Origin of the sequence: Cribrihabitans neustonicus (assembly GCF_048820895.1) — a bacterium.
Classification (GTDB): Bacteria; Pseudomonadota; Alphaproteobacteria; order Rhodobacterales; family Rhodobacteraceae; genus Cribrihabitans_A; species Cribrihabitans_A neustonicus.
The window spans coordinates 873,516-900,316 of record NZ_JBMERQ010000002.1 but is presented as its reverse complement, the minus strand read 5'-3'; the positions used below and the strand labels follow the sequence as shown (position 1 = coordinate 900,316).

The window sequence follows — 26,801 nt, the reverse complement described above, 5'->3', positions numbered from 1 at the left end:
GCCGCGCCCTTCCCGGGCCGCGGCGGCCGGGGGCCCTTTCACTCCGGAGGACCCCAAGATGATTGCTTCGCGCCTGAAACATCACCTGGAAGCTCAGGGCCTGCCTTTCGGCACCGTGCGCCACCCCTATACATCGACCGCCGCGGAATGCGCGGTGTCGGCGCATGTGCCGGGCGACCACTTGGCCAAATCGGTGCTGATCCACATGGAAGAAGGACCAGTGCTGGCCGTGATCCCCTCGAATGAGACCGTCGACCTGCACGCGCTGCAGACGATGATGGAGCGCCGCCTTGGGCTGGCGCCGGAATATGAACTGAACCAGCTGTTCGACGATTGCGACCCAGGCGCAGCCCCTTGCGTCGGTGCTGCCTACCACGTGCCTACGGTGATCGACGACCGGCTCACCGGGCTCGACAAGGTCTGGTTCGAGGCCGGTGACCACAAAACCCTAATCGAAATGGCAGGCCAGGATTTCGACACGCTGATGAAGGATTGCCAGCACGGCTCCTTCTGCACGGTGCATTGAACCGGTGCTGAAAACAGGCACGGGCGCCCGCCCGGCCATACAGCCGCGAGAGGGCTGCTGCGCCGCCCCGCTATGGGGCGGCGCCAAGTTCAGAAGTCGAACAGTTCCTCGAGAAAGCCGCCGCGCTTCTTCTTGTAGGGCTTGCCGTGATGGCCCTGCGGGTAACCGCCGGCGGGGTGCTGCGGCTGTGGCGCCGCCTGCACCGGCTGGGCCGAGCGCTCAATGATCTTGTCCAGCTCGCCCCGGTCGAGCCATACGCCGCGGCATTTCGGGCAGTAGTCGATTTCGACACCTGCGCGGTCAGCCATCACGAGTTGCGTTCCGTCAATCGGGCATTGCATGGGGATCTCCTCGGTCTTGTCTCCTTTTTGGAGGTGGGCAGCGGCTGCCGCCGCTGCAAGACCAGATACGGGCGATTGCGCTGTTTTTGCAGAAAACCGCGCATTGAGAAGGCCTTGGAACTGCCGCGCAGACCGGTGCCCCCAAATACGCTGCGCCCCACCCTAACGGGTTACCGCACCACATGCACCGCGCAAGCGGCATGACGCACCACTTGGCTGGCGGTGGAGCCCAAAAGCAGATCCTGCATGCCCGGCCTGTGCGAGGCAATGATGATGAGGTCCGGCTTGTTCTGATCCGCCCAGTCCAGGATGGTTCGGCCGGAGTGGCCTTCGATCAGCACGCCATCGGCATTTGGCAGCGTCTGCGCCAGCCCGTCGAGTTCTGCCTGCAGCGCGTCGCGGGTGTCCCGCATGAACTCGGTCGGCATGTAGGAGATCGCGTAGGCGGGCACCTGCTCGATCACGTGCAGCAGCGTTACCCGCGCATCCGGCGTCGACAGCAGCCGCGCCAGCTTCAGCGGGCCGCTCACGTCGCGGTCGGGATCGAAGGATATCGGCACCAATATGTTGTGATACATCGCAGGCCTCCTGTTGCTTTCTGCGTAAGCCTCATCCTGAACCGCAGCAGCCGCGCCCGCCATGACCGGGGTCAACCAGCGGGCGGTGAACGGTCAGCGGACATACCGCCCCTGGCGCCCCTCCAGCCTTAGCGGCCGAACACAGCGGCGACGTCATACATCACCGGCTCGAAACTGCGGCACAGCTCGTTGATCTTACGGTTGCGCTCGCGCATTTCGGGCGAGCGCAGCATCGCCATGAAATCCTCCCGCCGCCGCCATTGCGAGTAATTGGCGATCCGGGTCTGCGCGTCGTTCACATGCAGCCCGGCGGAAATGAACCCGGGCTGCTTGGAGATAAACCCGGCATAGGCATCCTCCAAAGCGTCCAGCAGGTCCTGGCAGGTTCCCGGCGTCATCTCAAAGGTGGTGATAACGGTTTGGATATCAGCGGTTTTGGCGATCTCTGGCATGGGCTCCTCCGTTGACTGATTCCAGCCTACGCCCGATCCGGCGGCAAGCGCACTCCTTTTTTGCGTCCTCGGGTTCCGGACGGTATCCGGAGCTGCAAAGCAACCCGAAGCAGAGATCGCCAAGCCCGAATGCCAAAGAGCGAGCGCCGTGCTCACGCCTGCGCTGGGGCCGCCACTGCTGGGCCGGCGCGAGGTGATCCCCCGGCTGGAATAGCTCCTGTGTCCTGACAGGCTTCACGCGCCAGCCGCAGCCTTGGCCTTGAGCTGTGCCTGTGGCAGAAATTCCGGAACCGCTCACCCGGAGATACCTATGCCCAGCCCGATCCGTCCCACCGATGACGATGCCCGCCGCCTGGCGCGCGCTCTGATGGAGGACGCGCGGTTCGCCGCGCTCGGCGTGCTGGACGCGGACGGCAGCCCGCTGGTGACACGGGTGGCCTTTGCGCTCGATGCTGAGGGTGCGCCGCTTAGCCTGGTGTCGGACCTGGCCGCGCATACCCCGGCCCTGCGCCGCACTCCGGCCTGTTCGCTCCTCGTGGGGGAGCCGGGGAAGAAGGGCGATCCGCTCACCTATCCGCGGCTGAGCCTGATGTGCAACGCGGCCTTTTGCGCACATGGCAGCGCCGCACATGGAGCGCTGGCAGCGCATTACCTCGCAGGCCACCCCCGGGCGAAACTGTATCTGCAGTTCAGCGACTTTTCCTTTGTACGGTTTCACGTGAAATCCGCGCTGCTGAACGGCGGCTTCGGCAAGGCCTTCCGCCTCACCGCCGCCGATCTGGGCCTGACGCCGCAAGACTGATCAAGCGGGGATGGTCACGCATCCATGCGCATCATCACCTGCACTTCGCCCTTCAGCGCCTCCGGCCAGCGCAGCTTCACCTGATCGCGGGCGGGCCCCTGCTGCATCTCGGCATAGGGCATCACATAACGGTTGTCGTTACCGCCCGTGCGCACCGGCCCCAGCGCCACCACGCTATCGACAAAGCGCGCTTCGCCGCCGAAGGGGAGCAGCCCCCCGGACTCCACCGTCCAGCTGGCCGCCGGGCTCGCCTGATTGTGCCGCACCCGCAGCGGATTCGCGACCTGCTCGCTGACGCTATGGAAGGTATTGCCCTCGAACTGCACATGCTTGCAGCGCGACATATCGAGATCCGAAAAGCTGGTATCGACCCGCTCCACCCTGTCAATACTGCCATTGAGCGAGCGGAATTTGTTGCCTGTGACCACGATGCCGTTGAGGAAATGGCCGGTGCCATACGGTTTCACCACGATATAGCTGAACCAGGGCGCCACATCCCCCGACAGGAACACGTTTGAAGTAACTGACAGGCCCGCGAAGGAAAAGCCGGTCGTGAAATCCGGCGTCGGGTCGCGCTCGTTGGTCCATTCGATGAAGCAATTGTCGATGTAATTGTTCGCAACCGTCGTGGTGCAGGCATTGTAGGACAGTACCAGACCGGCGGTGCGCACTCCGTTGGGAATCCCGTCACCCTGGAAGAAATGGTTGCCCATCACGGTGTTGTAGGACCCTGCCAGCACCGCGAAGTGGCGGAAACGCGTGGCGCGGTTGCCGCGCAGCTTGGCGTCATTGGCGTTCACGTTCAGCGCGATGCTGCTGCGGGCTGGCACGTCCAGCGGATCCTCCGCCGACAGGAACTGGCAATTATCCACCAAGAGCCCCTGGCAGCCCAGGTCGATCGAGGTGATGCCGCGGTCCTTAGGCCGCGAGAAGAAACAGCTGTCGATCGCCATGACCGAGCCCGAGGGCGCCAGCCTCAGCGCGCTGCAATGGCCATTGCACTGAAACTCGATGCCATCCAAGCCAAACTTGCTAAGCGCGCTGAAGCCCGCGAAATCCAGCAGATACTTGAAATCCTTGAAGGTGAACTGCTGGGTGCCGGCAGCATCATAGAGCGGGGCGTTCAGCGTCAGCGTGCCCGCGCCCGCGTTCTTGGCCACCACATAGATCTCCCGCCCGACGCCGCTGCCTTCCACCAGCGCCCCCACCGGGATGGTGGAGATACTGGCGACATTTGTCAGCTTTTTGGGATCCAACGGGTCATAGGTCGCCTGCGCGGTCATCACCGCTGTATCCCAGGCGGGGCTGGCCTCGGCCTCCAGCTGGCCGTTGCGGATCAGCCGCCGGGTCGCATAGGAGGTCCGGTTCGGCACTGCCGCCTGCATGTCGATCGGCGCGGTCACGGTAATCTTGCGCCCGTTCAGATCGAGCGACTCATGGTCGGAATTATTCAACAGCGCCTGAAACGCCTTCCGGAAGGCGAGCTGCTCGTCCCCGAATGCATCAGCGTAGGAGGCAAAATCGAAGTTCCGGGTAAGCAGCAGCATCTGGTCGTCCGGCATGGTGACAGTGCCCTCGAACACCGCGTCATGGGTCAGCGACACCGTGCTGGCGAGATGATACTCACCGGCCGGCACAAGGATACGCCGCCCGGCGGCAGCGGCATCGGCGGCTTCGAAGGCGGCAGTGTTGTCGGTGCTCCCATCGCCCACCGCGCCATAGTCGGTGACATCCACCAGATTCAGCATGTCCCGGAGGAAGACGCTGGTGACATCGGTAATCTCGAAATCGTCGATCCGCACCACGCCGCCGTTCGGCCCCAAAAGGTCCAGACCGAAATGCCCGTAGGCCGCGCTCAGCCCCCAGGGCATGTCGACGCCGCCGCGGGTGCCGCTGCCGACGATGGCGCGAACCTCGACAACGTTCCCATAACTGGTAAGCGTCACCTGCGGGCCGGTCTCGTCCACACCGCTCACATGGCTGCCCCCCGCCGCGGCCGCCCAGCCCGCGATCCTCACCGTGGGAAGCGCACCGCTCATCGCCTTAATCCGCGCGCGGATCTGGAGATAGCAGCCCGCGGGCAGCGGCGTTTGTCCCATGAAGCGCAGCTTTTGGGTAGCTTCGGTCTTCTGCAGTTCCAGGCAGCCAGAGAAATCGGCATCCCCGGCCACAAGCAGCGCATTCGCCGCCCCGTCATAGGTATCGGACCCGGGCGTGCCATCGCCGCTGGACCAGACGTTGAGCCCGTCTGCAAAGGCGGGCGGCATCAGAGCCAGCCCTTCGGTGATCGCCTTGTTCATGGGAAACCCTTTTCTGCTGCAAGACCTGCGTTCCGCGCAAAGGGTGTAAGCGGGCCGCGTGAACATCCGCCGAGGCCAGCGCGCGCCGGGACCGCACCGCTCCATGAGACCCTTGCTTCGGAGCCGGGCGCGGCCCGGCTCCGCGGGCTCCTGCGTACAAAAAAGGGCGCCCATAGGGCGCCCTCATATACATTCACTCAAGGATTATCTCATTTACATTCACTCAAGGATTATCTCATTCCTTAGCAAACCCGCCGGCCAGCGCCTTTTCGATCAGGGCAATGGTCTCCGGTACCCCGTAAAGCGCGATGAAGCCGCCGAAACGGGGGCCTTGGCTCGCGCCCAACAGCACCTCGTAGATGGCCGAGAACCACGCCCGGAGCGGTTCGAAGCCGTGGATCTTGCCGATGGCAAAGACCACCGATTGCAGGAACTCCTCGTCCGCGAAATCGGCCTCCGGCAGCGTCTCGTCCTTGCCTGCCAGCCCGTTCTTCCTGGCAATCGCCGCCAGCGCCGCCTCAGGCGATTTCAGCGCCGCCGCGAGATCCTCAAGTGCGGCGCGCTCCTGCTCATCGGGCAGGCGGTAGGTCTTGGCCGGCTTCACGAAGTCATTGAAATAGCGCACTGCAAAGCCCGCGGCCTGATCCATGCCGGGATGCGTCTCGGGCGTCGCGTCCGGGGCATACTTGTTGATGAAGCCCCACATCGTCGCCTTGTCCTCGGCGCTCGATGCACTCGCGAGGTTCAACAGCATCGAGAAGGACACCACCATGTCCGACTGCGGCACGTCACCGCCGTGGATGTGCCAAACCGGATTGTTCAGCTGCGCCTTCAGGTCCTGGCCGTGGTAGGCGCGCAGCTGCTGGTGATACTCGTCCACCGCCTTCGGGATCACGTCGAAATGCATCCGCTTGGCGGTCTTCGGCTTCTGGAACATGAAATAGGCCAGCGACTCGGTTGAAGCATAGGTCAGCCACTCGTCGATCGACACGCCGTTGCCGGAGGTCTTGGAGATCTTCTGGCCGTTTTCGTCGAGGAACAGCTCATAGGTGAAATGCTCCGGCGGGCGGTGGCCCAGCACCCGGCAGATGCCGTCATAGATCGGCGTGTTGGTGGAGTGGTCCTTGCCGTACATCTCGAAATCGACTTCCAGCGCTGCCCAGCGCGCGCCGAAGTCCGGCTTCCACTGCAGCTTCACGTTGCCGCCGGTGACCGGCAGGGTCCATTCCTTGCCGTCGTCGTCGTCGAAGGTGACGGAATAGGTCTCGGCGCAGACTTTCTTCATCGGCACATACAGCACCCGGCCGGTCTCCGGGTGGATCGGCAGGAAGATCGAGTAGGTCTGGCGGCGCTCCTCGCGCAGTGACTTCAGCATGATCTCCATGATGTCGTCGTATTTTTCCACAGCGCGTTTCAGGATCGCGTCGAACTGGCCGGAGCCGTAGAACTCGGTCGCAGAATAGAATTCGTACTCGAACCCGAAGGTATCGAGGAAGCGGCGCAGCATGGCGTTGTTGTGGTGGCCGAAACTCTCATGCGTGCCAAACGGATCCGGCACCGAGGTCAGTGGCTTCTGCAGGTGGTCCTGCAGGCTCTCGGCATTGGGCACGTTGCCGGGGATCTTGCGCATCCCGTCAAGATCGTCGGAGAAGCAAATCAGCTTCGTCGGAATGTCCGAGATCACCTCGAACGCCTTCTTGATCATCGTGGTGCGGGCCACTTCGCCGAAAGTGCCGATATGCGGCAGGCCGGACGGCCCATAACCGGTCTCGAACAACACATAGCCCTTCTCCGGCGCGCCCTTGGCATAACGTTTGAGAATGCGGCGGGCTTCTTCAAACGGCCAGGCTTTGCTCTTCAGAGCTTCTTCGCGCAGTTCAGACATCTGGTTCTCCATCGGCGGCGGGGGTCGCAGTTTCGGTGCCGCATGATCAGTCCGGGCGCCCCATGCACCCGGCCATCTCCTCTATTGTGCCTGTGCAGCATGAGTCAACACGGGCCAAGCGGTACGGTAACCGTGCCACCGGCCGCCGGTTCCGCGCGGCATGTTGCCCGGCCCGCAGCCGGCTGTTGAACCCGCCCCCTGCCCCCCCTATCGTGGCCCCGGCAACAGACAGCATGAAAAGGACGCCCCATGAGCGCGCAATCTCCGCATTCGATGACCCCGCAGGACTGCCTGGTGGCGGTGATGGTGGCGGTTTCGGCATCGGACGAGAACATCCGCACATCCGAGCTGGTGGCAATCCAGTCGGCGGTGAACATGCTGCCGGTTTTTGCGGACTACGACATGGACCGGGTGAGCCGGGTGTCGCGCACCGTCTTCGACCTGTTCGAACAGGAGGACGGGCTGGAGGCGCTGTTCGGCCTCATTCGCGATGACCTGCCGGAGCGGCTTCATGAAACCGCCTATGCGCTGGCCTGCGACGTCGCGGCCTCGGATGGTAAGCTCGCCGATACCGAGTTGGAGTTCCTGGCCGAGGTCCGCTACGAGCTGAACATCGACCGCCTGCACGCCGCCGCCATCGAACGCGGCGCCCGCGCCCGCCACATGGTCTAAGTGCTCCCGGGCTTCGCTCCAGCAGGTGGCGCGGTCCGGCCTAGCTGCCGTACACCGCGCCCCAGCGCTCGATCAACTCCTGCTGAAGGTTGCGCGCGCGCGCGGCCCACGTGCGCCCGCCCCTGGGCCGTTCGCGGTCAGCGCGTTTGATCTTGGCCCGCGCGGCAGTATCGGCGGAGAAGATGGCAAAGGCCAGCACCCGCCCGTCCGCCGCAGTGATGTAGCCGCCAAGTCCGGAGACGAAGTTGAGCGTGCCGGTCTTCGCCGCCACCTTGATGGGATGCGCCTTCATCGGCCGGCCCTTGCTGTCACGCAGACGGTAAGGTTTCAGGAGCGGCAGCAACTGCCCCTCCCGGTAGGCTGCGACCAGCGCCCCGGTCAGGTCCTGCGGTGCCATCCGCGACGCGCCGCCGAGACCCGAATGATCCACCATTGCGGTGTTCACCATGCCATAGCGCGCCGCCGCCCAGCGGTTCATCTCCACCGCCGAGGCCGCCAGCGAGGCAGGCCGCCCCACACGTGCGGCAGTGGCCGACATGCCGATCATCTCTGCAATCAGGTTGTTGGAATACTTCAGCATCGCCTTCAGCATGGCGTCCAGAGGCGGGCTCAGGCGGCTGGCCAGCACCTCGCCTTCGGGCAGCGACGCGGCCGCCTCCGGCGGCGGCAGCTTTATGCCCTCGGCCTGGACCAGGGTGCGGAAGACATCGCCCGCATAGACGCCCGGGTTGCGCACCGGCAGCCAGCGCGACCCGTCCCGGCCCAGCGCGCTGTCCGCCACTGTCCAGTGATCGAGGCCATTTTCCTGCTTGTAGGTGTAGACCGGCCCGGCCCGGTCCGCGACCTCCATCCGCGCGGCGGTGACGCCGGGGCGGTAACGCGCGGTGCGCGCATCCATCGTGATGTCCCAGCTGCTGCCCGCCCGGCGCCATTCGAAATGCACCCGGTTGAAGTTGAGTGCAATGCCCGAGACCGCGGGCGAATAGCCAAGGTGATCTGGCTGGCCCGGATCGATCGAAATCACATGCGGCAGCGCGCCGTCCCAGACCAGGAAGCGGCCGCGCAGCTCGCGAAGGCCCGCGGCCTTCAGGCCCGCGGCAAGCTCCGCAAGGCCATCGGTGTCAAGCATCGGATCACCGCCGCCCGCGAGCAGCAGATCGCCCTCCAGCACCCCGTTGGTAACTGGCGCCGTGGCCAGTACCCTTGTCTCAAACCGGTGCTGGGGCCCCAGAACGTCCAGCGCGTAAAGCGCGGTCAGCGCCTTGGCAACGCTGGCCGGCGGCAGCCCCGTCCGGCCGCCCTCGGCCTCCAGCACCATGCCGGTCTTCACATCCGCCACCGCGCAGGCAGCCTGCCCCGGCAGGTTCGCCTGGCGCAGCACCGCCTCCAGCCCGCCTTCGGAGGCCGGTGCCAGGGTGTTATGGCGTTCCCTCGGTCTGAGTGAGACCGCAGGCGCATTGGCCCAGGCCGCCGCGCCCGACAGCGCCGCAAGGCCGGTTGAAAGAAAAGAGCGCCGTGAAATCATTGCTTTATTCATTCCGTTGTTCGCCTAGGCAACACCCTCACAAAAAACGCGAATCCCGTGCTGCTGCAAGCTTTTGCAGGGCGGGACCCGCTGCTACCGGTTGCAGCCATGTTTCAGGCAGTCATTCTCATGTTCCTCGCCATGTCAATGATCCCTGCGGGGGATCTCTGCGGGAAATTGCTGACCGGCAGCGGGCTCGCGACGCCCGCCTTTGTCGCCTGGTCTCGGTTCTCGCTTGGCGCTGTGCTGATCCTGCCCTTCGTGCCGCGCCGCGCTTTTCTACTAATGCGCGACTGGCGGCTTTGGTTCCGGGCGCTGTTGCTGGCGGGAGGCATTTTTTCGATCCAGACCGCACTCAGGACCGAGCCCCTGGCCAGCGTCTTTGCCGCCTTCTTCATCGGTCCGGTAGTGAGTTATGTGCTGTCGGTGTTCTTCCTGAAAGAACAGGCCACTTGGGAACGCAGCCTCTTGATGGCGCTGGGGTTCCTGGGCGTTCTGATGGTGGTGCGGCCGGGGTTCGGCGGCTCCGCCAATCTGCTCTGGGCGGTGCTGGCGGGCTGTTTCTACGGCGGCTTCCTGACCAGCTCGCGCTGGCTTGCGGGGCTTCGCACGCCGCTGGAGCTGAGCCTCACCCAACTGGTGCTGAGCGCAGTGATGCTGCTGCCGGTGGGGCTGATGTCCCTGCCCGCCTTCACTCCCTCGACCGCCGCGCTGACGCTGGGAAGCGCGGTCTTCTCGATGCTCGGAAACCTGCTCCTGCTCAGCGCCTATGGCCGGGTGCAGGCGGTGAAACTGGCGCCGATGGTCTACTTTCAGCTGATCGCCGCGGTCGGGCTGGGCTGGGCGGTGTTCAACCAGCTGCCCGGCGCCTGGACCTGGGCCGGCCTCGCGCTGCTGACCAGCGCGGGGCTGGCCTCAGCCGTCTTGCGCCGCTGACCATTCGCCGCGGGCGCGGATCTCGGTCGAGCTCTCCGCCACCATCGGCACGTTCACAAAGCACCAGGCGGGTGCCTCGGCATGGGCCAGCAGGCGGCTCTCGCTGCCCTTCAGCATAGCATGGCGCCAGATCCGCGCCGCGGGCGAAAACCGCGCCGAGATCCTGTCCCCCGGCCGCGCCAGGACCCCCACCGGCACCGTCGCGAGGATCTGCTGCCAGTCCTTCCAGCGGTGGAAATGGGTGAGATTGTCGGCTCCCATCAGCCAGACAAACCGCACGCCCGGATGGCGGCGGCGCAGATGGCGCAGGGTTTGGGCGGTGTAGCGGGTGCCAAGGTCTGCCTCGATGCCGCTGACGTGGATGCGCGGGTGCTGCACCACGGCCTCGCTGGCCGCGATCCTCCGCCCGAGCGGCGCGGGCTGGCGGCGTTTCAGCGGATTGCCGGGCGAGACCAGCCAGATCAGGTGGTCCAGCCCAAAGCGCTTCAGCGCCGCCTCCGAGATCGCCGCATGGCCCCGGTGCGGCGGGTCGAAAGACCCGCCAAGCAGCCCGACGGTCTGGCCCGGGCGGATATGCGGCAGACGATGCATCATGGCCGCCTTGATGCGCATAGTTTGCAGGGGACATCAATCGGGTGTTGAGTAACGCGTTCGCGCAACAGAGGGCAATGCCCGGCCCTGGGTGGGCATGAAGCGCCCTCCCGTGGGGAGGGTCGGGCGCTGCCCGTGCTCCGCACGGGACGATTTGAGTAGCGGCAGCTTGCCTTCCCCGCCGGATCAGGTTTTGTTCACGCATTTGCTGCGCAAACGGTATTGGCAGACTGCCCTAGGAGAATTCGGATGAAGTGCTTTGTGATACGGATGGATTTCGAGGCCGAAATGTCGATGTTCTACAGTTGGTCACGGACGACTTCGCTCGAGGGTGTGTTTAGGGTTCCTTTGCCACGGGATGAATGGGTGCCAAGGCGGGACATCAGATTCGAACATGGCAGTGTCCGCTCTTACGGCGCACTTCTGCGGGGCGGCCGCCTAACAGAGGCGACCAAACATGAACTGGCTAAGTTACATTGTGTTGTGCAATCTCAGTCTGGGACAGCTCGTGAAACGATCGACAGCTATTCGATAAACATGGACAAAATCCCGTTGGTGAATGGCCGCTTGAAATCAGCACTTGAGGACAGGTTCGCCGGGGTTTTTGACTTTGCACCTGTCAATCAGGTTTGGAACGAAGTCCATGACTGCCCCTTGCCGGGAGGTCCGTACTATATGGCAAATCTACTGGCGCGCATTGACAGCTGGGACAAGGAAAAATCCGTCATCCACTCTGTCACGCGCAAGAACGGAACAAGTTTCAACTCAACGAACACCTCGAAAAGCGCACTGCTGGAAAGCGCTCTGGAAGATGCATCTATTTGGCGGGACACGGTCACGGGCGACGTTCTATGCACGGAAGACTTCCGTGACTTCGTAACCGAAGCTGGCTGTGCAGGATGGTCGTTCAGAGAAATTTCCGTAACCCCGATCGAGTAAGGACACCTTGCCGGTGCACGGCACGGGCAGCGGCCGGCCCGCCCCTGTCAAACCAAGATATTGCCTCCGGCAATGGGCAATCGCGACACAATGCGCGGGCCGCCCCGCTGCGCACCGCATCCCAATGAAGCAAGTTTCATCTGACGGGGGAACATTCGCAAGGCACCGCCCGGTGCACATGGGGTGCACAGTTGGTGCACGCGCCGCCCTCACACGGCCCCGCTTCCCGCATTGCCCCGCCTGCGCCCATCAGGTATCACACCCGCCAGCGAATTCCCCCCATCACGGAGCGACACAATGGCTTCCTACCAGTACGTCTACCACATGCAGGGTGTCTCCAAGACCTACCCGGGTGGCAAGAAATGCTTTGAAAACATCCACCTCTCCTTCCTGCCCGGCGTGAAAATCGGTGTCGTCGGCGTGAACGGCGCCGGTAAGTCCACCCTGATGAAGATCATGGCCGGTCTGGACAAGGACTACACCGGCGAGGCCTGGGCCGCCGAGGGCGCCAAGGTCGGCTACCTGCCGCAGGAGCCAAAGCTGGACGAGAATCTCACCGTGCGTGAAAACGTCATGCTGGGCGTGCAGGCCAAGAAGGACATCCTCGACCGCTACAACGAGCTGGCGATGAACTACTCGGACGAAACCGCCGAGGAAATGGCCAAGCTGCAGGACGAGATCGACGCCCAGAACCTCTGGGACCTGGACAGCCAGGTCGACGTCTCGATGGAGGCGCTGCGCTGCCCGCCGGACGATGCGATGCCCGCCAACCTCTCGGGCGGTGAGCGCCGCCGGGTCGCGCTTTGCAAGCTGCTGCTCGAAGCGCCCGACATGCTGCTGCTTGACGAACCGACCAACCACCTCGACGCCGAAACCATCGCCTGGCTGCAGCAGCACCTGATCGACTACAAGGGCACCATCCTCTGCGTCACCCACGACCGTTACTTCCTGGACGACATCACCGGCTGGATCCTGGAGCTCGACCGCGGCCGCGGCATTCCCTACGAGGGCAACTATTCCGCCTGGCTGGAGCAGAAGGCCAAGCGCCTGCAGCAGGAAGCCCGCGAGGACAAGGCGAAGCAGAAGACACTGGAGCGCGAGCTGGAGTGGATGCGCCAGGGCCAGAAAGCCCGCCAGGCGAAGTCCAAGGCCCGTATCCAGGCCTATAACGAGATGGCCAGCCAGTCCGAACGCGAAAAGGTCGGCCGCGCCCAGATCGTCATTCCGAACGGCCCGCGCCTCGGTTCCAAGGTGATCGAGGTGACCAACCTCGCCAAGCATTATGGCGACAAGCAGCTGATCGAGGGCCTGAATTTCTCGCTGCCGCCCGGCGGCATTGTCGGCGTGATCGGCCCCAACGGCGCCGGTAAGTCGACCCTGTTCAAGATGCTTACCGGCCAGGAGCAGCCCGACGAGGGCACCGTCGAATACGGCGACACGGTGAAGCTGTCCTACGTCGACCAGTCGCGCGATGATCTGAAGGACAATGAAACCGTCTGGGAGGCGATCTCCGGCGGCGCCGAGATTATCGAGCTGGGCGATGCGCAGGTAAACTCCCGCGCCTATTGCTCCTCCTTCAACTTCAAGGGCGGCGACCAGCAGAAACCGCTGAGCCTGCTCTCCGGCGGTGAGCGCAACCGGGTGCACATGGCGCGGCTGCTGAAAGAGGGCGGCAACGTCTTGCTGCTCGACGAGCCGACCAACGACCTCGACGTCGAAACCCTCCGCGCGCTGGAAGACGCGCTCGTCGATTTCGCGGGCTGCGCCGTGGTGATCTCGCACGACCGTTTCTTCCTCGACCGGATCTGTACCCACATCCTGGCCTTCGAGGGCGATGCCCATGTGGAGTGGTTCGAGGGCAACTTCGAGGACTACGAAGAGGACAAGAAGCGCCGCCTCGGCCCGGACGCGCTGGAGCCCAAGCGGCTGAAGCACAAGAAATTTGTGCGGTGACAATCAGCGGGTTACTGGGCTGTCAAAGCCCAGTAACCTTCACCTTTGCGTCCTGCGATTCTGAACCAATCCTGCCCAAGAAAGGCTTTGGAATCCGGAGAACGGATCTCCAGCTCTTTCCTCACTACCTCTTCGAGCGTTTCAGGAGTTGACCGTCCTGCGTCAGATCGAATTTCGCGCACTTTGGCATATATCTTTTCCAAGTGAGCCTTACCACCTAGTTGCGTTAGCGCTTCACGCACATCGTCACACCACCTTACTCTTCTCACTCTTTCTTCTCCTTTCCTGGCAGCAGTTCTCTTTTGAACCGTTTTAAAATCTCGTAGATTTCCAACAGGCTGCCTTTTCCCATCTTGATCTAAAAAGAACCAATTCATCCAAGCATTTTCTGTTTTTGTGCCGATAGCACGGCTCAGTTCATTCAAAGTACTGAAACTGGAGGTTTTTCCATCAAGCCTCCAAGCGCCTTGACTAACCACGGCTCTGTATTCGTTGCCGAGGTAGCGGCGAAAAATCTCAAAACCTTCTTGGAAAGTGACGCCAAATTTGAAGTCAACCAAACCATTGGCCTTTCCAGTAGTAAGGGAGGTCAGAGATTCCGCGGCTACCCTACTTTCCAAAAGCAGTCTGCGAAGAATCTGATCTTCCGTTTCCTCCCCTGCTTCGCGAGCCGCCCAAATAAGCGCAAAAACGTCTGTTGAAATTTCGATCTGCCGCACAGCCTACCTCCAGCTTCCTCTGCTAGATGGATCTAGATAACTCCAGAGTAGCCATTCTGTCAACAAGCCAAACTTATTGGTCAATTTGAGGTTGCCTCAACACAAGGCCCGCGCCTGACCTTGGGAGGGCGCGAACGCGCCTTCCCAAGGGGAAGGTCAGGCGCGGTCCGTGCCACTGCGTGACACGTCCCAAGAGGGCAGAATGTAATAGTCTCGCGATATGGCATCGGCGTCTGTCATACGCTGCACGGGTGGCGCATCGGCCCGCCTGCCAGCCTGCTCCGCCTCAAGTCCACATTGCGTTAACCGCATTTGAAGAAAGTCCGCCGCAATATCTCCTTGAGATGTTCCGCGGCGGCAGGGTTTCTTCGGCCTGTCTGCGATGGCGCGGGCGGGGAGGCGTCATGGCATGGGTTGGTATCTTCTTGGGCACGCTAGCGGGGCTTCTGGCCGCGGGCCTTGCCTATGCCGGGCTGGGCTGGCCGCTTTGGGCCAGCGCGCTGCTCTACCCTGCCGCGGGCACTTCCACGGCGGTTCTGGTCATCCTGCTGCTTGCTCTGCGCGGAACCGGCGGCGCGGGCGGCCTTCCAGAAGGGAAGCGCCCGGAACTGGCGGCAGCCTGACCCCGAGGCCTGGGATGTGCCCCGGCCGTTAGCCCAGGCGGGATCATCCCTCCCGGCGCCCCGCCCCGGGATTGACCGGCCCCGGCCTGCGAGCCGATACGCAACCCGCCGATGATTACTTTAGCCAGACTAGCGGGCGGACAACCCGCTGAGCGCCCGGCAGCTCTACCTATGCCAGAAAAGCGCCCGCGCGGAAATCTGCCGGAGGCATCCGGTAATTTTTTCTAATTTCCCTTGCCACATCGGCAATCATGCCCAAATGTGTCACCGCGACGTTACGCAACGGCCATTACTGTACCTTCACTGGCGCGGTCATGTCCTCTGCTGCACTGAGCCACTCTGCCGCACGCGCGGGCAGGCACTATGACACGATTTAGGAGTACAGACGATGGCCACCGGCACCGTCAAATGGTTCAACACCACCAAAGGCTACGGCTTTATCGCCCCTGACGAAGGCGGCAAAGATGTGTTCGTGCACATTTCCGCCGTGGAGCGGTCGGGGCTGACCGGGCTTGCCGACAACCAGAAGGTAACTTACGAACTGCGTTCCGGCCGTGACGGCCGCGAGTCCGCGGTCGATATTGCCCTGGCTTCCTGAGAGAGGGGCCTGAGAGGGCCCGTATCTCCCATTTGACAATCTGCTGACGGCCCCGCCTGTTCCGGGGCCGTTTTCGTGTCCCGGGTTATCCGCCCCGGACCCCGCCCGTCTGAACCCTTCGGTTCAATTTCCCGCTTGCGGCGCTTCTGCGCCCGCTCCTTCCGATTCGATCCGCGCCACCAGCTCCAACACCGCAGGCCCCATCGCCGCCACGTTCAGCGCCACGCCTTGGGCATTCGGGTGGATGCCGTCCTCCTGCATGAAGGCGCGTGCCGCTGCCGGGTCGCCCCCGGCCTCTGCCGCCATGCCGGCAAAGGCATCCGCGTGCAGCAGCGTGCCGTGCGTCTCTGCCAGTTCAGGGTAGAGCGCGTCAAAGGCGGCTTTATACTCCGGCCCGAAGTTGCCTGGCGCTTTCATTCCCACCAGCAGCACCTCGCTGCCCGCCGCCCCTGCGGCCTCCAGGATGCGGCCAAGGTTGGCCCGCGCCTCCTGAGGCGGCAGGCCGCGCAACAGATCATTGCCGCCCAAAAGCACGACTACCCCCTCCGGTCCGCTCGCCAGCGTCCATTCCGCGCGCTCCGCCCCGCCTGCGGTGGTGTCGCCGGAAACACCTGCGTTCTGCAGTTCGACATCGGCCCCCTGCCGGCGCAGCCAGCGCTGCAGCTGCGGCACCAGCCCGTCCCCTTGTGGCAGCCCGTAGCCCTGCACCAGGCTGTCGCCCAGCACGGTGATCCGCAGCGGTTCCGCCGCCGCGGCGCCCGCAAAAAGCATCAAACTCAACAGGGCCAATATCTTGCGCATTGCGGCAAACACTCCATATCCGAATGATGTAACCAACAGGCAGGCCGGATGACAGACAACAGCAGCCCCGTACTCCACCTCCAAGATGCCTCTTTGACCCTGAATGGCAATACCGGTCCTGTCGGGATCCTGCACGGTGTCTCGCTGGACGTGCACCGGGGGGAGACCCTGGGGCTTGTGGGGCCGTCCGGTTCCGGCAAGTCCTCGCTGCTGATGCTGATGGGCGGGCTGGAGCAGGCGAGCGGCGGCACGATCACCGCGCTTGGCCAGGATCTGACCGCGCTGGACGAAGACGCGCTGGCGCGGTTCCGGCGCGACAACATGGGCGTGGTGTTCCAAAGCTTCCACCTGATCCCGACCATGACCGCGCTGGAAAATGTCGCTACTCCGCTTGAGCTTGCGGGGGTAGCCGATGCCTTTGGCCGGGCGCGCGAGGAATTGGAGGCGGTCGGCCTCGGCCACCGGGCCGGGCATTTCCCGGCACAGATGTCGGGCGGCGAGCAGCAGCGGGTGGCGCTGGCCCGCGCGCTCGCGCCGCGGCCGGCGCTGCTGCTTGCCGATGAGCCGACCGGCAACCTGGACGAGGCCAATGGCGCGGCGGTGATGGACCTTCTTTTCGGCCTGCGCGACCGCTATGGCGCGACACTGGTGATGGTCACCCACGCGCCCGAGCTTGCCGCCCGCTGCGACCGCGTGGTGCGCTTGCGCGACGGCCGCATTGACGAGGAGGCCAGCGGCCGCGAGGCGGCGGAATGAGCGCGCGCGGCTTTGCGCTTGCCTGGCGATTTGCCACGCGCGAGCTGCGCGGCGGGCTGAAGGGCTTCCGCATCTTTCTTGCCTGTCTGGCGCTCGGGGTGGCGGTGATTGCCGCCATCGGCTCGATCCGCGCCTCGATCGAGACCGGCCTCACCCGCGAGGGCGCCGCCATCCTCGGCGGCGATGCCGAGATCAGCTTCACCTACCGTTTTGCCGAAGACAGCGAACGCGCCTGGATGGAGGCCGCCGCGGCGCGGGTGTCCGAAGTGGCCGAGTTCCGCTCCATGGCCACGGTGGGCGAGGAGCGCGCGCTGACGCAGGTGAAGGCCGTCGATGGGCTCTACCCGCTGAAGGGCACCGTGCGCCTCGACCCCGAAATGCCGCTGGAGACCGCGCTCGCGGGATCGGATGGCCTGCCCGGCGGGCTGATGGACAAGGTGCTCGCCGATCGTCTGGGCCTTCAGCCCGGCGACAGCTTCCGGCTGGGCACGCAGGACTTCCGGCTGATGGCGACGGTGGCACAGGAGCCCGACGCGGCCGCATCCGGCTTCCAGCTCGGCCCGCGCACGCTGGTGGCGGCGGAGGCACTGGCAGAGTCGGGCCTGCTGGCTCCCGGCACGCTCTTCACCGCCCGCTACCGCATGTCGCTGCCGCCGGGCACCAGCCTCGACGCACTGCGCAACGAGGCCGAAGCCGAGCTTGCAGGCAGCGGGATGCGCTGGCGCGATGCGCGGAACGGCGCGCCCGGCATCACCTCTTTCGTCGAGCGGCTCGGCTCCTTCCTGATCCTCGTCGGCCTCTCCGGCCTTGCGGTCGGCGGGGTTGGGGTCTCGGCCGCGGTGCGCGCCTATCTCGCCACCAAGACGGAAACCATCGCGACCCTGCGCACACTGGGGGCGGAGCGGCAAACCATCTTTCTCACCTACTTCCTGCAGATCGGCGCACTGGCGCTTCTGGGCGTCGTGCTGGGGCTGGTCCTTGGCGGGCTGGTGCCGTTGGCCCTGGGCCCGCTGATTTCCGCAGCACTGCCGTTCCCGGCGGTGTTCTCGCTTTACCCTGGCGCACTGGCGGAGGCCGCGCTCTACGGGCTGCTCACCGCCTTTGTCTTTGCGCTCTGGCCGCTGGCCCGGGCCGAGCGCATCCGCGCCGCTGCCCTGTTCCGCGATGCCTTTGCCAGCCGCACCCGGCTGCCCGCGCCGCGCTACCTGCTGGCGACCGCGGCGGCACTGGCGGCGCTGGTGGGGCTTGCCGCCTGGTTCAGCGGCTCCGCGCGTCTCACGCTCTGGACCGCGGGCGGGCTGATGGGGGCGCTCCTGGTGCTGCTCGTGGCGGCGCTGGCGATCGGCTTCCTCGCCCGCCGCGGCGCCACCCGCGCCCGCGGCCGCCCGGCGCTCCGCTGGGCGCTTTCGGCCATCGGCAGCGCCCGCGACGGCGCGGTGCCTGCTGTGCTGGCGCTTGGCCTCGGACTCACCGTGCTTGCCGCCATCGGCCAGATCGACGGCAACATGCGCCGCGCCATTTCAGGCAACCTGCCCGATGTGGCGCCCTCCTATTTCTTCGTTGATATCCAGCGCAGCCAGATGCCCGCCTTCCTGGAGCGGGTCGAAGGCGACCCGGCGGTGAGCAAGGTCGAACACGCCCCGATGCTGCGCGGCATCGTCACCCATATCAACGGCACCCCGGCCGATCAGGTCGCGCCCGACCACTGGGTGATCCGCGGCGACCGCGGCATCACCTACGCCGCAGCACAGCCCGAAAGCACCACGGTCACCGCCGGTGAATGGTGGCCCGAGGACTACACGGGCGACCCGCAGATCAGCTTTGCCGCCGAGGAGGCCGAAGAGCTGGGGCTGAAGCTCGGCGACACTATCACCCTCAACATCCTCGGCCGTCCGATTACCGGCACCATCACCAGCTTCCGCGAGGTCGACTTCTCCACCGCCGGTATGGGCTTCGTGATCGTGCTGAACGAGGCCGCGCTGAAGGGCGCGCCGCACAGCTTCATTGCCACCGTTTATGCCGAGGACGCGGCCGAGACGCAGATCCTCCGCGACCTGGCCCGCGCGATGCCGAACATCACTGCGATCCGCATGCGCGATGCCATCGACCGGGTGTCGGAGATCCTGAGGCAGCTGGTCGCCGCCACCGCCTATGGCGCGGGCGCGACACTGCTTACCGGGTTCCTGGTTCTGCTGGGCACCGCCGCAGCGGGCGAGCCGGCGCGCCGCTACGAGGCCGCGCTTCTCAAAACGCTGGGCGCGCCGCGGCGCCAGATCCTGCTGAGCTTTGCCCTGCGCTCGGCGCTGCTGGGCGGGGCCGCCGGGCTGGTTGCGCTTACGGCAGGCATCACCGGGGCCTGGGCGGTCAACGCCTATGTGTTCGAAACCGGCTACTCCGTGATCTGGCCGAACGCGCTCGCGGTGGTGTCGGGCGGGGTTCTGATCACGCTGCTGGCGGGGCTTGCCTTTGCGCTGAAGCCGCTCGCCTCGCGCCCTGCGCGCATTCTCAGAGCACGGGAATGAAGCCTGTTTTTTCTATGCCGGGAGGGCGCGGAAATATTCCTGCCGCCTCAGGCCGCCGAGGAGCAGGTAACAGGCTGCAACAGCTGCATCAGCGCATCATTACCGCAAAGCAGCGCCTCCAGCGTGATACCGTCGAGCGAGGCATAGAACGCCTGCGCCGCCTCGGCGAGCGCTGCCTTAAGGCGGCAGGCACCGGTCAGGGGGCAGGTGTTGTCGGCATCGGCAAAACACTCCACAATCGGAAGCCTGCCCTCCACGTCGCGGAACACGTCGCCGATCCGGATATCCGCCGCGGCCCGCCCCAGGCACATGCCGCCGTTACGGCCGCGCTGGGTGGTCAGATAACCAAGCTGGCTGAGCTGGTGGATCACCTGGGCCAGATGGTTTTCCGAGATGTTGCAGCAATCGGCGATTTCAGATTTGGTCACCAGGCGTTCACCATGCGCGGCACAATACATCAGCAGCCGCACCGCAATATTGGTCCTCTTGGTAATCCGCATGGGCAGGGCTCCCGCAACTTCCTTGCCAGGCATATTGCATGATGGGAGAAAGAGCGGATTGACATACATCAATAGGAGGACGAGAGCTCCCGCCATGACAGCACCCTATTTCTTCGGCTACGGCAGCCTGGTCAACACCGCCACCCATACGTATGGCGATGCCCGCCCCGCGCGGCTGAACGGTTGGCGCCGGACCTGGGCCCATACGGACCTGCGTGATGTCGCCTTCCTGACCGCAGTTCCTTGCGCCGAAAGCACCATCGACGGGCTGATCGCCGCGGTGCCGGGGGCGGACTGGGCGGCGCTGGACGAGCGCGAGTTCGCCTACGAGCGCCTGACCGCCAGCCACGCTGTGAGCCATGACCTGAAGGGCGTGGCGGATATCTCGGTTTATGCGGTGCCGCAAACGGCGCAGCGGCAGGGCTCGGAGCATCATCCGATCCTGCTCAGCTACCTGGACGTGGTGCTGCAGGGCTACCTGCAGGTCTTCGGCGAGCAGGGCGTGCAGGACTTCATCGCCACCACCAGCGGCTGGGAGGCCCCGATTCTGGACGACCGTGCCGCACCGCGTTATCCGCGCCACCAGCGGCTCAGCCGTGACGAGCGCGCCTATTTCGACGACCTGATCACCGCCACCGGCGCGCCGCGTCTGGCCGCGGAGTAATGAACAGCCGCCCGCTCCTGCTCCTGCGGCGGATCACCCGCCAGCTCTGGTTCCGGGTGGTGCTGATCTCGCTGTTCTCGCTGATCGCACTGGCGGTGGCGCCACTGCTCGCGCCAGTGACCCCCGGCGGCCTGGCCGACCGCATCGGCAGAGACGCGGTGCTGCCGGTACTGACCATCCTCGCCTCCAGTATGCTGGCGGTCACCACGTTTTCGTTGAACGTCATGGTCAGCGCTTACCGGACCGCGTCTTCGATGGCGACGCCGCGGGTCTACCGGCTGCTGCTTGAGGACACGGTGACCCACAGCGTGCTGGCGACCTTCACCGGCGGCTTCGTCTACGCGCTCTGCGCCATCATCCTGTTCCGCGCGGGCGCCTACACACCCGAGGCTACCATCGTGGTTTTCGGTATCACGGTGCTGGTGGTGGTGCTGATCGTCGGCGCGATCCTGCGCTGGATCGACCATCTCTCGGGCCTTGGCAGCATGGACCACACGTTGCGCCTGATCGAGCAGCGCACCCGCACCGCCCTTGGGCAGCGCGCCCGCAAACCCTGTCTCGGCGGTGCCCGCGCCACCGGCGGACCGCCGGAAGACGCCCGCCCGATCCTCGCCCGGCAAAGCGGTTTTGTCCGCTTTGCCGACATTGCCGCGCTAAACGAGCTGGCTGAGAAGGCGGGCGCTGAGGTGGTGCTGCATCGCGGCGCGGGCGAATACGTGCTGCGCAACCGCGCCGTCGCCTGGGCCAGGGGCGGGGACGAGAAATTCTGCACCGCCGCCGCCAAGCTGATCGACATCGGCGACGTGCGCAGCTTCGACCAGGACCCGTCCTTCGGTCTCACGCTGCTGGCCGAGACCGCGCTCAAGGCGCTGTCGCCCGGCATCAACGATCCCGGCACCGCAATCGAGGTGATGGGACGCATCGAGCGGCTGCTGTGGGAAAACTTCCCCGATGACGGCGGGGATGACGAGGGCGATGATGGTGCGGAAACCGAGCCGGGGCCGCCGCAGGCCGGGACTCGCGGCGAAAGGCCGGGCAATGCCGGTGCCGACCGGGCGGAAGACGGCCCCGAGTTCCCGCGCATCTTCGTGCCGCCGGTCACCGCCGGGCGGCTGCTCGACAGCGCCTTCCCCCCGATCGCCCGCTGCGGCGCGGACGACCCCGAGGTGATGGCCTGGATGGACAAGGCCCTGCGAGCCCTCGAAGGCCACCCCAACAGCCGCATGGCCGCCGCCGCGGGCAAGATGCGGCGGCGTCTGACGGCACCGAAACGCTAGCCGCCTGCTCCCGCGCCGCGCGCCAGCGCGGCGCGGGGCCCAACGGGCGTGGCGGCATCTCTGATGCCGCCGCAACGGGCGGGCGCCGTCTTGGAGTTTCGCGTACAGCGGGCGGATAGGCCCCGAGCGGATCGGGACAAGACGCAAGTGCGGCAAAAAAACTGCCGGTGCGAACAAAAAGATGAGCCGTGCATCGACGTCGCGCGCGGGGGCGATCCTGTTGGGAATGACTGGCAGTTTATCCCGGCCAAGTCCGTACGTCTTTTCAAGGGACCGCCCAGCCGCAACCAAATCGCCGCCGCGTGGGGGCGCGACGGCGATGCGCGGCGGCCTTCGGCCCTGTCCCGCGCTGGGTCGCAAGACACATATGAAGAAGGCGGCACCCACGGCACCGCCTTCCATCCATGTCAGTCCGCCAGCGTCCCCGCCTCAGCCGCGGGCGCGCACGGTCTCCATCAGCGCAAGCAGCGCGCTCATGTCGGGGCCGCGCTCCATGCCGGTCACGGCCTTGCGCAGCGGCATGAACAGGCCCTTGCCCTTGCGGCCCGTTGCTTCCTTCACGGAGGCGGTCCACTTGCCCCAGCTTTCGGCATCATAGGGGCCTTCGGGCAGGAGTTTCATCGCCTCGGCGATGAACTCCTTGTCCTCATCGGCCACCAGCGGCTCGGCGCCGTCGCGGCAGAGCACCCACCAGCCCTCGAGATCCATGAGCGTGGTGATGTTCTCCTTCGCCATGTCCCAGAACGCCGCCTGCTTTTCCGCGGGAACGCCAATCGCGTCCACCTGGGACTGCACCGCCGAAAGCGGCAGCGATTGCAGGTGGCGGGCGGTCAGCGGGAACAGGTCCTGCACGTCGAACTTGGTCGGCGCGGCGCCAAAGCGGGTAATGTCGAAACCCTCGATCAGCTCGGCCAAGTCGCTGCGCAGCTCCACCGGGTCGGACGAACCCAGCCGGGCCATCAGCGACAATAGCGCCATCGGCTGCACGCCCTGCTCGCGCAGATCGCGCAGCGCCAGCGTGCCAAGGCGCTTGGACAGCGCCTCGCCCTGCGGGCCGGTGAGCAGCGAGTGGTGCGCAAAGGAGGGGACAGAGCCGCCCAGCGCCTCGATGATCTGGATCTGGGTCGCGGTATTGGTCACATGGTCCGAGCCGCGCACCACATGGGTCACCCCGAACTCGGTATCATCCACCACCGAGGCCAGCGTGTAGAGGAACTGCCCGTCGCCGCGGATCAGCACCGGATCGGAGACCGAGGCCGCGTCGATGGAGATATCGCCCAGGATACCGTCGGCCCACTCGATGCGCTCATGGTCCAGCTTGAAGCGCCAGACGCCATCGCCGCGCTCGGCGCGCAGCTTTGCCTTCTCCTCCTCCGACAGCGCAAGTGCTGCCCGGTCATAGACCGGCGGTTTGCCCATGTTGAGCTGTTTCTTGCGCTTCAGGTCCAATTCGGTCGGGGTCTCGAAAGCCTCGTAGAAGCGGCCGATCTCCCGCAGCTTGTCCGCGGCGGCGTGGTAGCGGTCCAGCCGCTCGGACTGCCGCTCAACGCGGTCCCAGGTCAGGCCCAGCCACTCCAGGTCCTGCTTGATGGCATCGACGTATTCTTCCTTTGACCGCTCCGGGTCGGTGTCGTCGATGCGCAGGATGAAAGTGCCGCCGGCCTTGCGGGCGATCAGGTAGTTCATCAGCGCGGTGCGCAGGTTGCCAACGTGGATATAGCCGGTCGGCGACGGGGCAAAACGGGTGGTGGTCATCACATGTCTCCTGTTGCCCTGCCCTTGTCACATGGGCAGCGCTTTGTCCAGTTTCCCGCCAGTTAACGCGCCTGCGGCGCGGGCCTGCGGCGCGAGTATTTTTTGAAAGATGAGGACGCGTTTCCGCAGGGGGCGCGCCGCCTGGGTGCTGCGCAGATGGACGGTGCGGTTCACTCCGGCTCGACCGGCCAGATCGCATTGAGATCCCTGAGCCCGGCCGCGATCAGCTCCTCCAGCACTGCAAGGTCGATATCGGCCAGCTTGTTCACGTAAAGACAGCTTTTGCCCAGCTTGTGCTTGCCGAGCCGGGCGAGGATGGCGCCGTAGTCCTGGTAGCCCGGCATGATGTAGAGCGAGAAACGTGCCTTGCGCGGAGAGAACCCGGTGGCGAGGAAATCGCCCTCCCGCCCGCTCTTGTAGCGGTAGCGGTAGCGCCCGTAGCCGATGATCGAAGTTCCCCACATCTGCGGCGCGAAGCCCGTCACCCGGCGGAACATCGCATCAAGCTCCTGCGCCTCGGCGGCTTTGCGGGGCGGCTCAATGGCGGCGAGGAAGTCTTCCACGCTGGCGCCTGTGGGCATCGTCTTGTTGCCGCTCATTCCGCGCCTCCCGAAGTGATGGCTCGGGCGCAGGATAGCAGCCTCACGGGAATGTTAACAGCCGCCGCGCGGGTCCGGCCTAGTCTCCCCAAGGTTATCCAACAGCGAGGTTTTCCCATGAGTGCCCCCCTCTCCCGCCGCGCCGCTCTGGCTGCTGCCGCCGCACTGCCGGCCGCGGCCTTGTCCCTGACCGCCACCGGCGCCCGCGCGCAGGAAGCGGCGAGCGGCACCGGCCCTGCCGCGCCGCTGCGCCGGTTCCGCCTGGGCGATTTCACCGTCACCACGCTCCTGGACGCGAGCCTGCCGCGCGAGGGTGCCAAGGAGATCTTCGGCGGCGGCGCGTCGGACGAGGCCTTTGCCGAGGTCTCCCGGGATAACTTCATCCCAGCTGACACCGCGCAGTTCTTCTTCACGCCGACACTGGTGGAGACCGGCGACGCCAAGATCCTGTTCGACACGGGGCTGGGCCAGGGCGGGATCCAGAACGCATTGTCCGCGGCGGGCGTTGCGCCCGGGGATATCACCACCGTTGTCATCACCCACATGCACCCGGACCATATCGGCGGGCTGATGCAGGACGGCACGCCTGCCTTCGCCAATGCCGGTTACGTCACCGGCCAGGCAGAGTACGACTACTGGGCCGGGGTGGAGCCTGGCCACCGGGTGGGTGATCTTTTTGCCAAGAACATGAAGCCGCTGGCGGAGAAAACCAGCTTCCTGGGGGATGGCGGAAGCGTCGCGCCGGGGATTACCGCTATGGCGTCCTTCGGGCATACGCCGGGCCATATGGGGTATCTGCTGGAAAGCGGCGGGCAGCAGCTGCTCCTCACCGCGGATCTTGCCAACCATTATGTCTGGAGCTTCGCGCATCCCGAATGGGAGGTGCAATTCGACATGGACAAGGCCGCCGCCACCGAATCCCGCCGCAGGGTGCTGGGGATGCTCGCCTCCGAGCGGATGCCGATGATCGGCTACCACATGCCCTTCCCCGCCGCAGGCTTCGTCGAGGCGCGCGGCGAGGGGTTCCGCTTCGTGCCGGTCAGCTACCAGATGATGGGCTAGGCGGAAACGCAATGCCGGCGGGCGGGACTTCAGCCGGGTGCCGCCGGTCCGCTCACCCTTGGCTGCTGTTCAATACCCGCTCTGCGGCTTCGGACGGCTGCCGTCGTTGAAGCGCGACAGGCGGAAGTCCTGCGGCGCCACGATGGGCGCATCCCCCGCCACCAGATCCGCCGCCAACCGCCCCGCCGCCGGGCCAATTCCGAAACCATGGCCGCTGAACCCGGTGGCAATGAACAGTCCTGGGACGTCATCAGCAGCAGAGATGACCGGCAGCCCGTCCGGGGTGACGTCGATCAGCCCGCCCCAGCTTTGCACCACGTCCGCGCGCTCCAGCACCGGGAAGGCCTTCTGCGCCGCCGCCCAGCCGCTGCGCAGCGCCTTTTGCGAGGGCGCGGGGTCCAGCACACGGCATAGCTCGAACGGCGTGGTCTGATGGGGCTGCCAGCGCCGCGCCTGCGCCGCCTCCTCACCCCAGCGGCCCGAGACGCGGAATTGCAGCGCCCGCCACTCGTGCCGCAGGCTGGGCAGGAACTGCCAGCCCAGGCGAAAGCTGTCGGGCACGATGTCGACCATGTTTTCCAGCGCGTGCGAAACGGTATAACCGCCATCAGCACGCTTGCGCAGGCCGAGGTCGCCGGTGCGCAGCGCCGCTTCGGGACCGCCCTGCACCGGCGAGGTGCGCAGCACCGAGTTCAGCACCTTCAGCTGCGGCAGCGCCACCCCCGCATTGCCGAGGAACAGCCGCGACCAGGCGCCGCCCGCAACCACCACCGCCGAGCAGGCGACGCGGCCGCGCTCGGTCATCACGCCGCTGATCCGGCCCGCGGCGGTCTCCACGCTGCGCACTGCGCATTCGGTCATCACCTTGGCGCCCGCGGCGCGGGCGGCGGCGGCGATGGCATGGGTGGCCAGCTGCGGCTCGGCGCGCCCGTCCATGGGCGTATGCAGCGCCGCGGTTGCGCGCGTCTGGTGGCCCGGCAGCAGTGTTCCCAGCGCGTCCCCACTCAGCATCTGCGCACCGAGACCGTAGTCGTCGAGGTTGGTGAGCCAGCGCGCGAGCTCCGCTTCCCGCCCGGGCGTTTCCGCCGCATAGAGGATACCGGCCCGGGTGAACCCCGTGGCCTGCCCGGTGCGCGCGTCCAGCCCTTCCCACAGGTCCAGCGCCGCGGCCATCAGCGGGATCTCCCGCGGGTCGCGGCAGGCGATCCGCACCCAGCCCCAGTTGCGCGAGCTCTGCTCGCCCGCAATCTGTCCCTTTTCGCACAAGAGCACCGAATAGCCGCGTTCAGCCAGCTCCAGGGCGGTGGCCGCGCCGATGATGCCGCCGCCGATCACCACGGCGTCGACAGCCTTTGGCAAGGCCAGATCGGATTGGAAATGCGGCAGTTTCGGTCCCGGCATGACAGCCTCTATGCCCGCGCTGCG

At 65.5% G+C, this 26,801-nt stretch carries 27 protein-coding genes; 13 read left to right on the top strand and 14 right to left on the bottom strand.

Features of this window, described 5'->3' with window-relative positions; translation table 11 throughout:
• Positions 1 to 58: 58 nt before the first annotated feature.
• Positions 59 to 526 (top strand): aminoacyl-tRNA deacylase, encoded by a 468-nt coding sequence (locus ACOHWE_RS09360; protein ID WP_420665880.1) that lies wholly within the window; start codon positions 59 to 61, stop codon positions 524 to 526.
• A gap of 89 nt (positions 527 to 615) precedes the next feature.
• On the opposite strand, the gene ACOHWE_RS09355 is transcribed toward ACOHWE_RS09360, so the two are convergent.
• The 3 genes from ACOHWE_RS09355 to ACOHWE_RS09345 all read right to left on the bottom strand — a co-directional run bounded on the left by ACOHWE_RS09355 (position 616) and on the right by ACOHWE_RS09345 (position 1,897).
• Positions 616 to 867, bottom strand: coding sequence for a TFIIB-type zinc ribbon-containing protein (locus ACOHWE_RS09355; protein WP_420665879.1), 252 nt, complete (start codon positions 865 to 867; stop codon positions 616 to 618).
• A 170-nt stretch (positions 868 to 1,037) separates the two neighbouring features.
• Positions 1,038 to 1,445, bottom strand: a complete 408-nt coding sequence (locus ACOHWE_RS09350) for a universal stress protein (RefSeq protein ID WP_420665878.1) — start codon at positions 1,443 to 1,445, stop codon at positions 1,038 to 1,040.
• 128 nt (positions 1,446 to 1,573) lie between these two features.
• Positions 1,574 to 1,897 carry an antibiotic biosynthesis monooxygenase family protein gene (locus tag ACOHWE_RS09345; RefSeq protein ID WP_420665877.1) on the bottom strand — a complete coding sequence of 108 codons (324 nt, stop codon included), beginning with the start codon at positions 1,895 to 1,897 and terminating at the stop codon, positions 1,574 to 1,576.
• A gap of 310 nt (positions 1,898 to 2,207) precedes the next feature.
• On the opposite strand from ACOHWE_RS09345, the gene ACOHWE_RS09340 reads away from it, so the two are divergent.
• Positions 2,208 to 2,699 carry a HugZ family pyridoxamine 5'-phosphate oxidase gene (locus ACOHWE_RS09340; RefSeq protein WP_420665876.1) on the top strand — a complete coding sequence of 164 codons (492 nt, stop codon included), beginning with the start codon at positions 2,208 to 2,210 and terminating at the stop codon, positions 2,697 to 2,699.
• 14 nt (positions 2,700 to 2,713) lie between these two features.
• Here ACOHWE_RS09340 and ACOHWE_RS09335 read toward each other — a convergent pair whose 3' ends face one another.
• Both ACOHWE_RS09335 and ACOHWE_RS09330 read right to left on the bottom strand, forming a co-directional pair.
• Positions 2,714 to 4,999, bottom strand: a complete 2,286-nt coding sequence (locus tag ACOHWE_RS09335) for a glycosyl hydrolase family 28-related protein (RefSeq protein WP_420665874.1) — start codon at positions 4,997 to 4,999, stop codon at positions 2,714 to 2,716.
• A gap of 235 nt (positions 5,000 to 5,234) precedes the next feature.
• A complete protein-coding gene (locus ACOHWE_RS09330) occupies positions 5,235 to 6,884 on the bottom strand; it encodes a lysine--tRNA ligase (protein WP_420665873.1) in 1,650 nt (549 codons plus the stop codon).
• 249 nt (positions 6,885 to 7,133) lie between these two features.
• Between ACOHWE_RS09330 and ACOHWE_RS09325 the strand changes: the two genes are divergently transcribed.
• The gene (locus ACOHWE_RS09325; RefSeq protein ID WP_420665872.1) at positions 7,134 to 7,556 is read left to right on the top strand and encodes a tellurite resistance TerB family protein; all 423 of its coding nucleotides are present in this window, start codon (positions 7,134 to 7,136) and stop codon (positions 7,554 to 7,556) included.
• A gap of 40 nt (positions 7,557 to 7,596) precedes the next feature.
• On the opposite strand, the gene dacB is transcribed toward ACOHWE_RS09325, so the two are convergent.
• Complete coding sequence (gene dacB / locus ACOHWE_RS09320; RefSeq protein ID WP_420665870.1) at positions 7,597 to 9,081, bottom strand: D-alanyl-D-alanine carboxypeptidase/D-alanyl-D-alanine endopeptidase; 1,485 nt, start codon at positions 9,079 to 9,081, stop codon at positions 7,597 to 7,599.
• A 108-nt stretch (positions 9,082 to 9,189) separates the two neighbouring features.
• On the opposite strand from dacB, the gene ACOHWE_RS09315 reads away from it, so the two are divergent.
• The gene (locus ACOHWE_RS09315) at positions 9,190 to 10,017 is read left to right on the top strand and encodes a DMT family transporter (RefSeq protein ID WP_420665868.1); all 828 of its coding nucleotides are present in this window, start codon (positions 9,190 to 9,192) and stop codon (positions 10,015 to 10,017) included.
• Here ACOHWE_RS09315 and ACOHWE_RS09310 read toward each other — a convergent pair.
• Entirely contained in the window at positions 9,997 to 10,611 is a 615-nt protein-coding gene (locus ACOHWE_RS09310) for a nicotinate-nucleotide adenylyltransferase (RefSeq protein ID WP_420665867.1), read from the bottom strand. The genes ACOHWE_RS09315 and ACOHWE_RS09310 overlap by 21 nt on opposite strands.
• 246 nt (positions 10,612 to 10,857) lie before the next feature.
• On the opposite strand from ACOHWE_RS09310, the gene ACOHWE_RS09305 reads away from it, so the two are divergent.
• Together ACOHWE_RS09305 and ettA are read left to right on the top strand one after the other, a co-directional pair.
• Complete coding sequence (locus tag ACOHWE_RS09305; RefSeq protein ID WP_420665866.1) at positions 10,858 to 11,547, top strand: imm11 family protein; 690 nt, start codon at positions 10,858 to 10,860, stop codon at positions 11,545 to 11,547.
• A gap of 297 nt (positions 11,548 to 11,844) precedes the next feature.
• Positions 11,845 to 13,500, top strand: coding sequence for an energy-dependent translational throttle protein EttA (gene ettA, locus ACOHWE_RS09300; RefSeq protein ID WP_420665865.1), 1,656 nt, complete (start codon positions 11,845 to 11,847; stop codon positions 13,498 to 13,500).
• Positions 13,501 to 13,511: 11 nt separating this feature from the next.
• On the opposite strand, the gene ACOHWE_RS09295 is transcribed toward ettA, so the two are convergent.
• Positions 13,512 to 14,219, bottom strand: a complete 708-nt coding sequence (locus tag ACOHWE_RS09295) for a hypothetical protein (protein WP_420665863.1) — start codon at positions 14,217 to 14,219, stop codon at positions 13,512 to 13,514.
• A gap of 404 nt (positions 14,220 to 14,623) precedes the next feature.
• On the opposite strand from ACOHWE_RS09295, the gene ACOHWE_RS09290 reads away from it, so the two are divergent.
• A complete protein-coding gene (locus tag ACOHWE_RS09290; protein WP_420665861.1) occupies positions 14,624 to 14,842 on the top strand; it encodes a hypothetical protein in 219 nt (72 codons plus the stop codon).
• Positions 14,843 to 15,230: 388 nt separating this feature from the next.
• Positions 15,231 to 15,440 carry a cold-shock protein gene (locus tag ACOHWE_RS09285; protein WP_420665859.1) on the top strand — a complete coding sequence of 70 codons (210 nt, stop codon included), beginning with the start codon at positions 15,231 to 15,233 and terminating at the stop codon, positions 15,438 to 15,440.
• Positions 15,441 to 15,563: 123 nt separating this feature from the next.
• On the opposite strand, the gene ACOHWE_RS09280 is transcribed toward ACOHWE_RS09285, so the two are convergent.
• Positions 15,564 to 16,241, bottom strand: coding sequence for an arylesterase (locus ACOHWE_RS09280; protein ID WP_420665857.1), 678 nt, complete (start codon positions 16,239 to 16,241; stop codon positions 15,564 to 15,566).
• A gap of 48 nt (positions 16,242 to 16,289) precedes the next feature.
• Between ACOHWE_RS09280 and ACOHWE_RS09275 the strand changes: the two genes are divergently transcribed.
• Together ACOHWE_RS09275 and ACOHWE_RS09270 are read left to right on the top strand one after the other, a co-directional pair.
• The gene (locus ACOHWE_RS09275) at positions 16,290 to 16,997 is read left to right on the top strand and encodes an ABC transporter ATP-binding protein (RefSeq protein ID WP_420665855.1); all 708 of its coding nucleotides are present in this window, start codon (positions 16,290 to 16,292) and stop codon (positions 16,995 to 16,997) included.
• Positions 16,994 to 19,519 carry an ABC transporter permease gene (locus ACOHWE_RS09270; protein ID WP_420665853.1) on the top strand — a complete coding sequence of 842 codons (2,526 nt, stop codon included), beginning with the start codon at positions 16,994 to 16,996 and terminating at the stop codon, positions 19,517 to 19,519. Before ACOHWE_RS09275 ends, ACOHWE_RS09270 begins: the two co-directional genes overlap by 4 nt.
• Positions 19,520 to 19,566: 47 nt before the next feature.
• Here the strand turns inward: ACOHWE_RS09270 and ACOHWE_RS09265 are convergent, their stop codons facing one another.
• Positions 19,567 to 20,019 (bottom strand): RrF2 family transcriptional regulator, encoded by a 453-nt coding sequence (locus tag ACOHWE_RS09265; protein ID WP_420665851.1) that lies wholly within the window; start codon positions 20,017 to 20,019, stop codon positions 19,567 to 19,569.
• A gap of 94 nt (positions 20,020 to 20,113) precedes the next feature.
• Here ACOHWE_RS09265 and ACOHWE_RS09260 point away from each other — a divergent pair, with 94 nt between their 5' ends.
• Positions 20,114 to 20,683 carry a gamma-glutamylcyclotransferase family protein gene (locus tag ACOHWE_RS09260; protein ID WP_420665850.1) on the top strand — a complete coding sequence of 190 codons (570 nt, stop codon included), beginning with the start codon at positions 20,114 to 20,116 and terminating at the stop codon, positions 20,681 to 20,683.
• Complete coding sequence (locus ACOHWE_RS09255; protein ID WP_420665849.1) at positions 20,683 to 21,960, top strand: DUF2254 domain-containing protein; 1,278 nt, start codon at positions 20,683 to 20,685, stop codon at positions 21,958 to 21,960. Before ACOHWE_RS09260 ends, ACOHWE_RS09255 begins: the two co-directional genes overlap by 1 nt.
• A gap of 429 nt (positions 21,961 to 22,389) precedes the next feature.
• Here ACOHWE_RS09255 and gltX read toward each other — a convergent pair whose 3' ends face one another.
• Genes gltX through ACOHWE_RS09240 form a run of 3 tightly spaced genes read right to left on the bottom strand, consistent with a single transcriptional unit; the run spans position 22,390 to position 24,314 of the window.
• A complete protein-coding gene (gene gltX / locus ACOHWE_RS09250; RefSeq protein WP_420665847.1) occupies positions 22,390 to 23,715 on the bottom strand; it encodes a glutamate--tRNA ligase in 1,326 nt (441 codons plus the stop codon).
• Between the two features lie 27 nt (positions 23,716 to 23,742).
• Positions 23,743 to 23,889: a hypothetical protein gene (locus tag ACOHWE_RS09245; protein WP_420665845.1), complete on the bottom strand. Its 147-nt coding sequence runs from the start codon at positions 23,887 to 23,889 to the stop codon at positions 23,743 to 23,745.
• Positions 23,886 to 24,314, bottom strand: coding sequence for a DUF1801 domain-containing protein (locus tag ACOHWE_RS09240; protein WP_420665844.1), 429 nt, complete (start codon positions 24,312 to 24,314; stop codon positions 23,886 to 23,888). Before ACOHWE_RS09240 ends, ACOHWE_RS09245 begins: the two co-directional genes overlap by 4 nt.
• 117 nt (positions 24,315 to 24,431) lie before the next feature.
• Here ACOHWE_RS09240 and ACOHWE_RS09235 point away from each other — a divergent pair, with 117 nt between their 5' ends.
• Positions 24,432 to 25,376: an MBL fold metallo-hydrolase gene (locus tag ACOHWE_RS09235; RefSeq protein ID WP_420665843.1), complete on the top strand. Its 945-nt coding sequence runs from the start codon at positions 24,432 to 24,434 to the stop codon at positions 25,374 to 25,376.
• Between the two features lie 69 nt (positions 25,377 to 25,445).
• On the opposite strand, the gene ACOHWE_RS09230 is transcribed toward ACOHWE_RS09235, so the two are convergent.
• Positions 25,446 to 26,777, bottom strand: a complete 1,332-nt coding sequence (locus ACOHWE_RS09230; protein WP_420665842.1) for an NAD(P)/FAD-dependent oxidoreductase — start codon at positions 26,775 to 26,777, stop codon at positions 25,446 to 25,448.
• Positions 26,778 to 26,801: the final 24 nt, after the last annotated feature.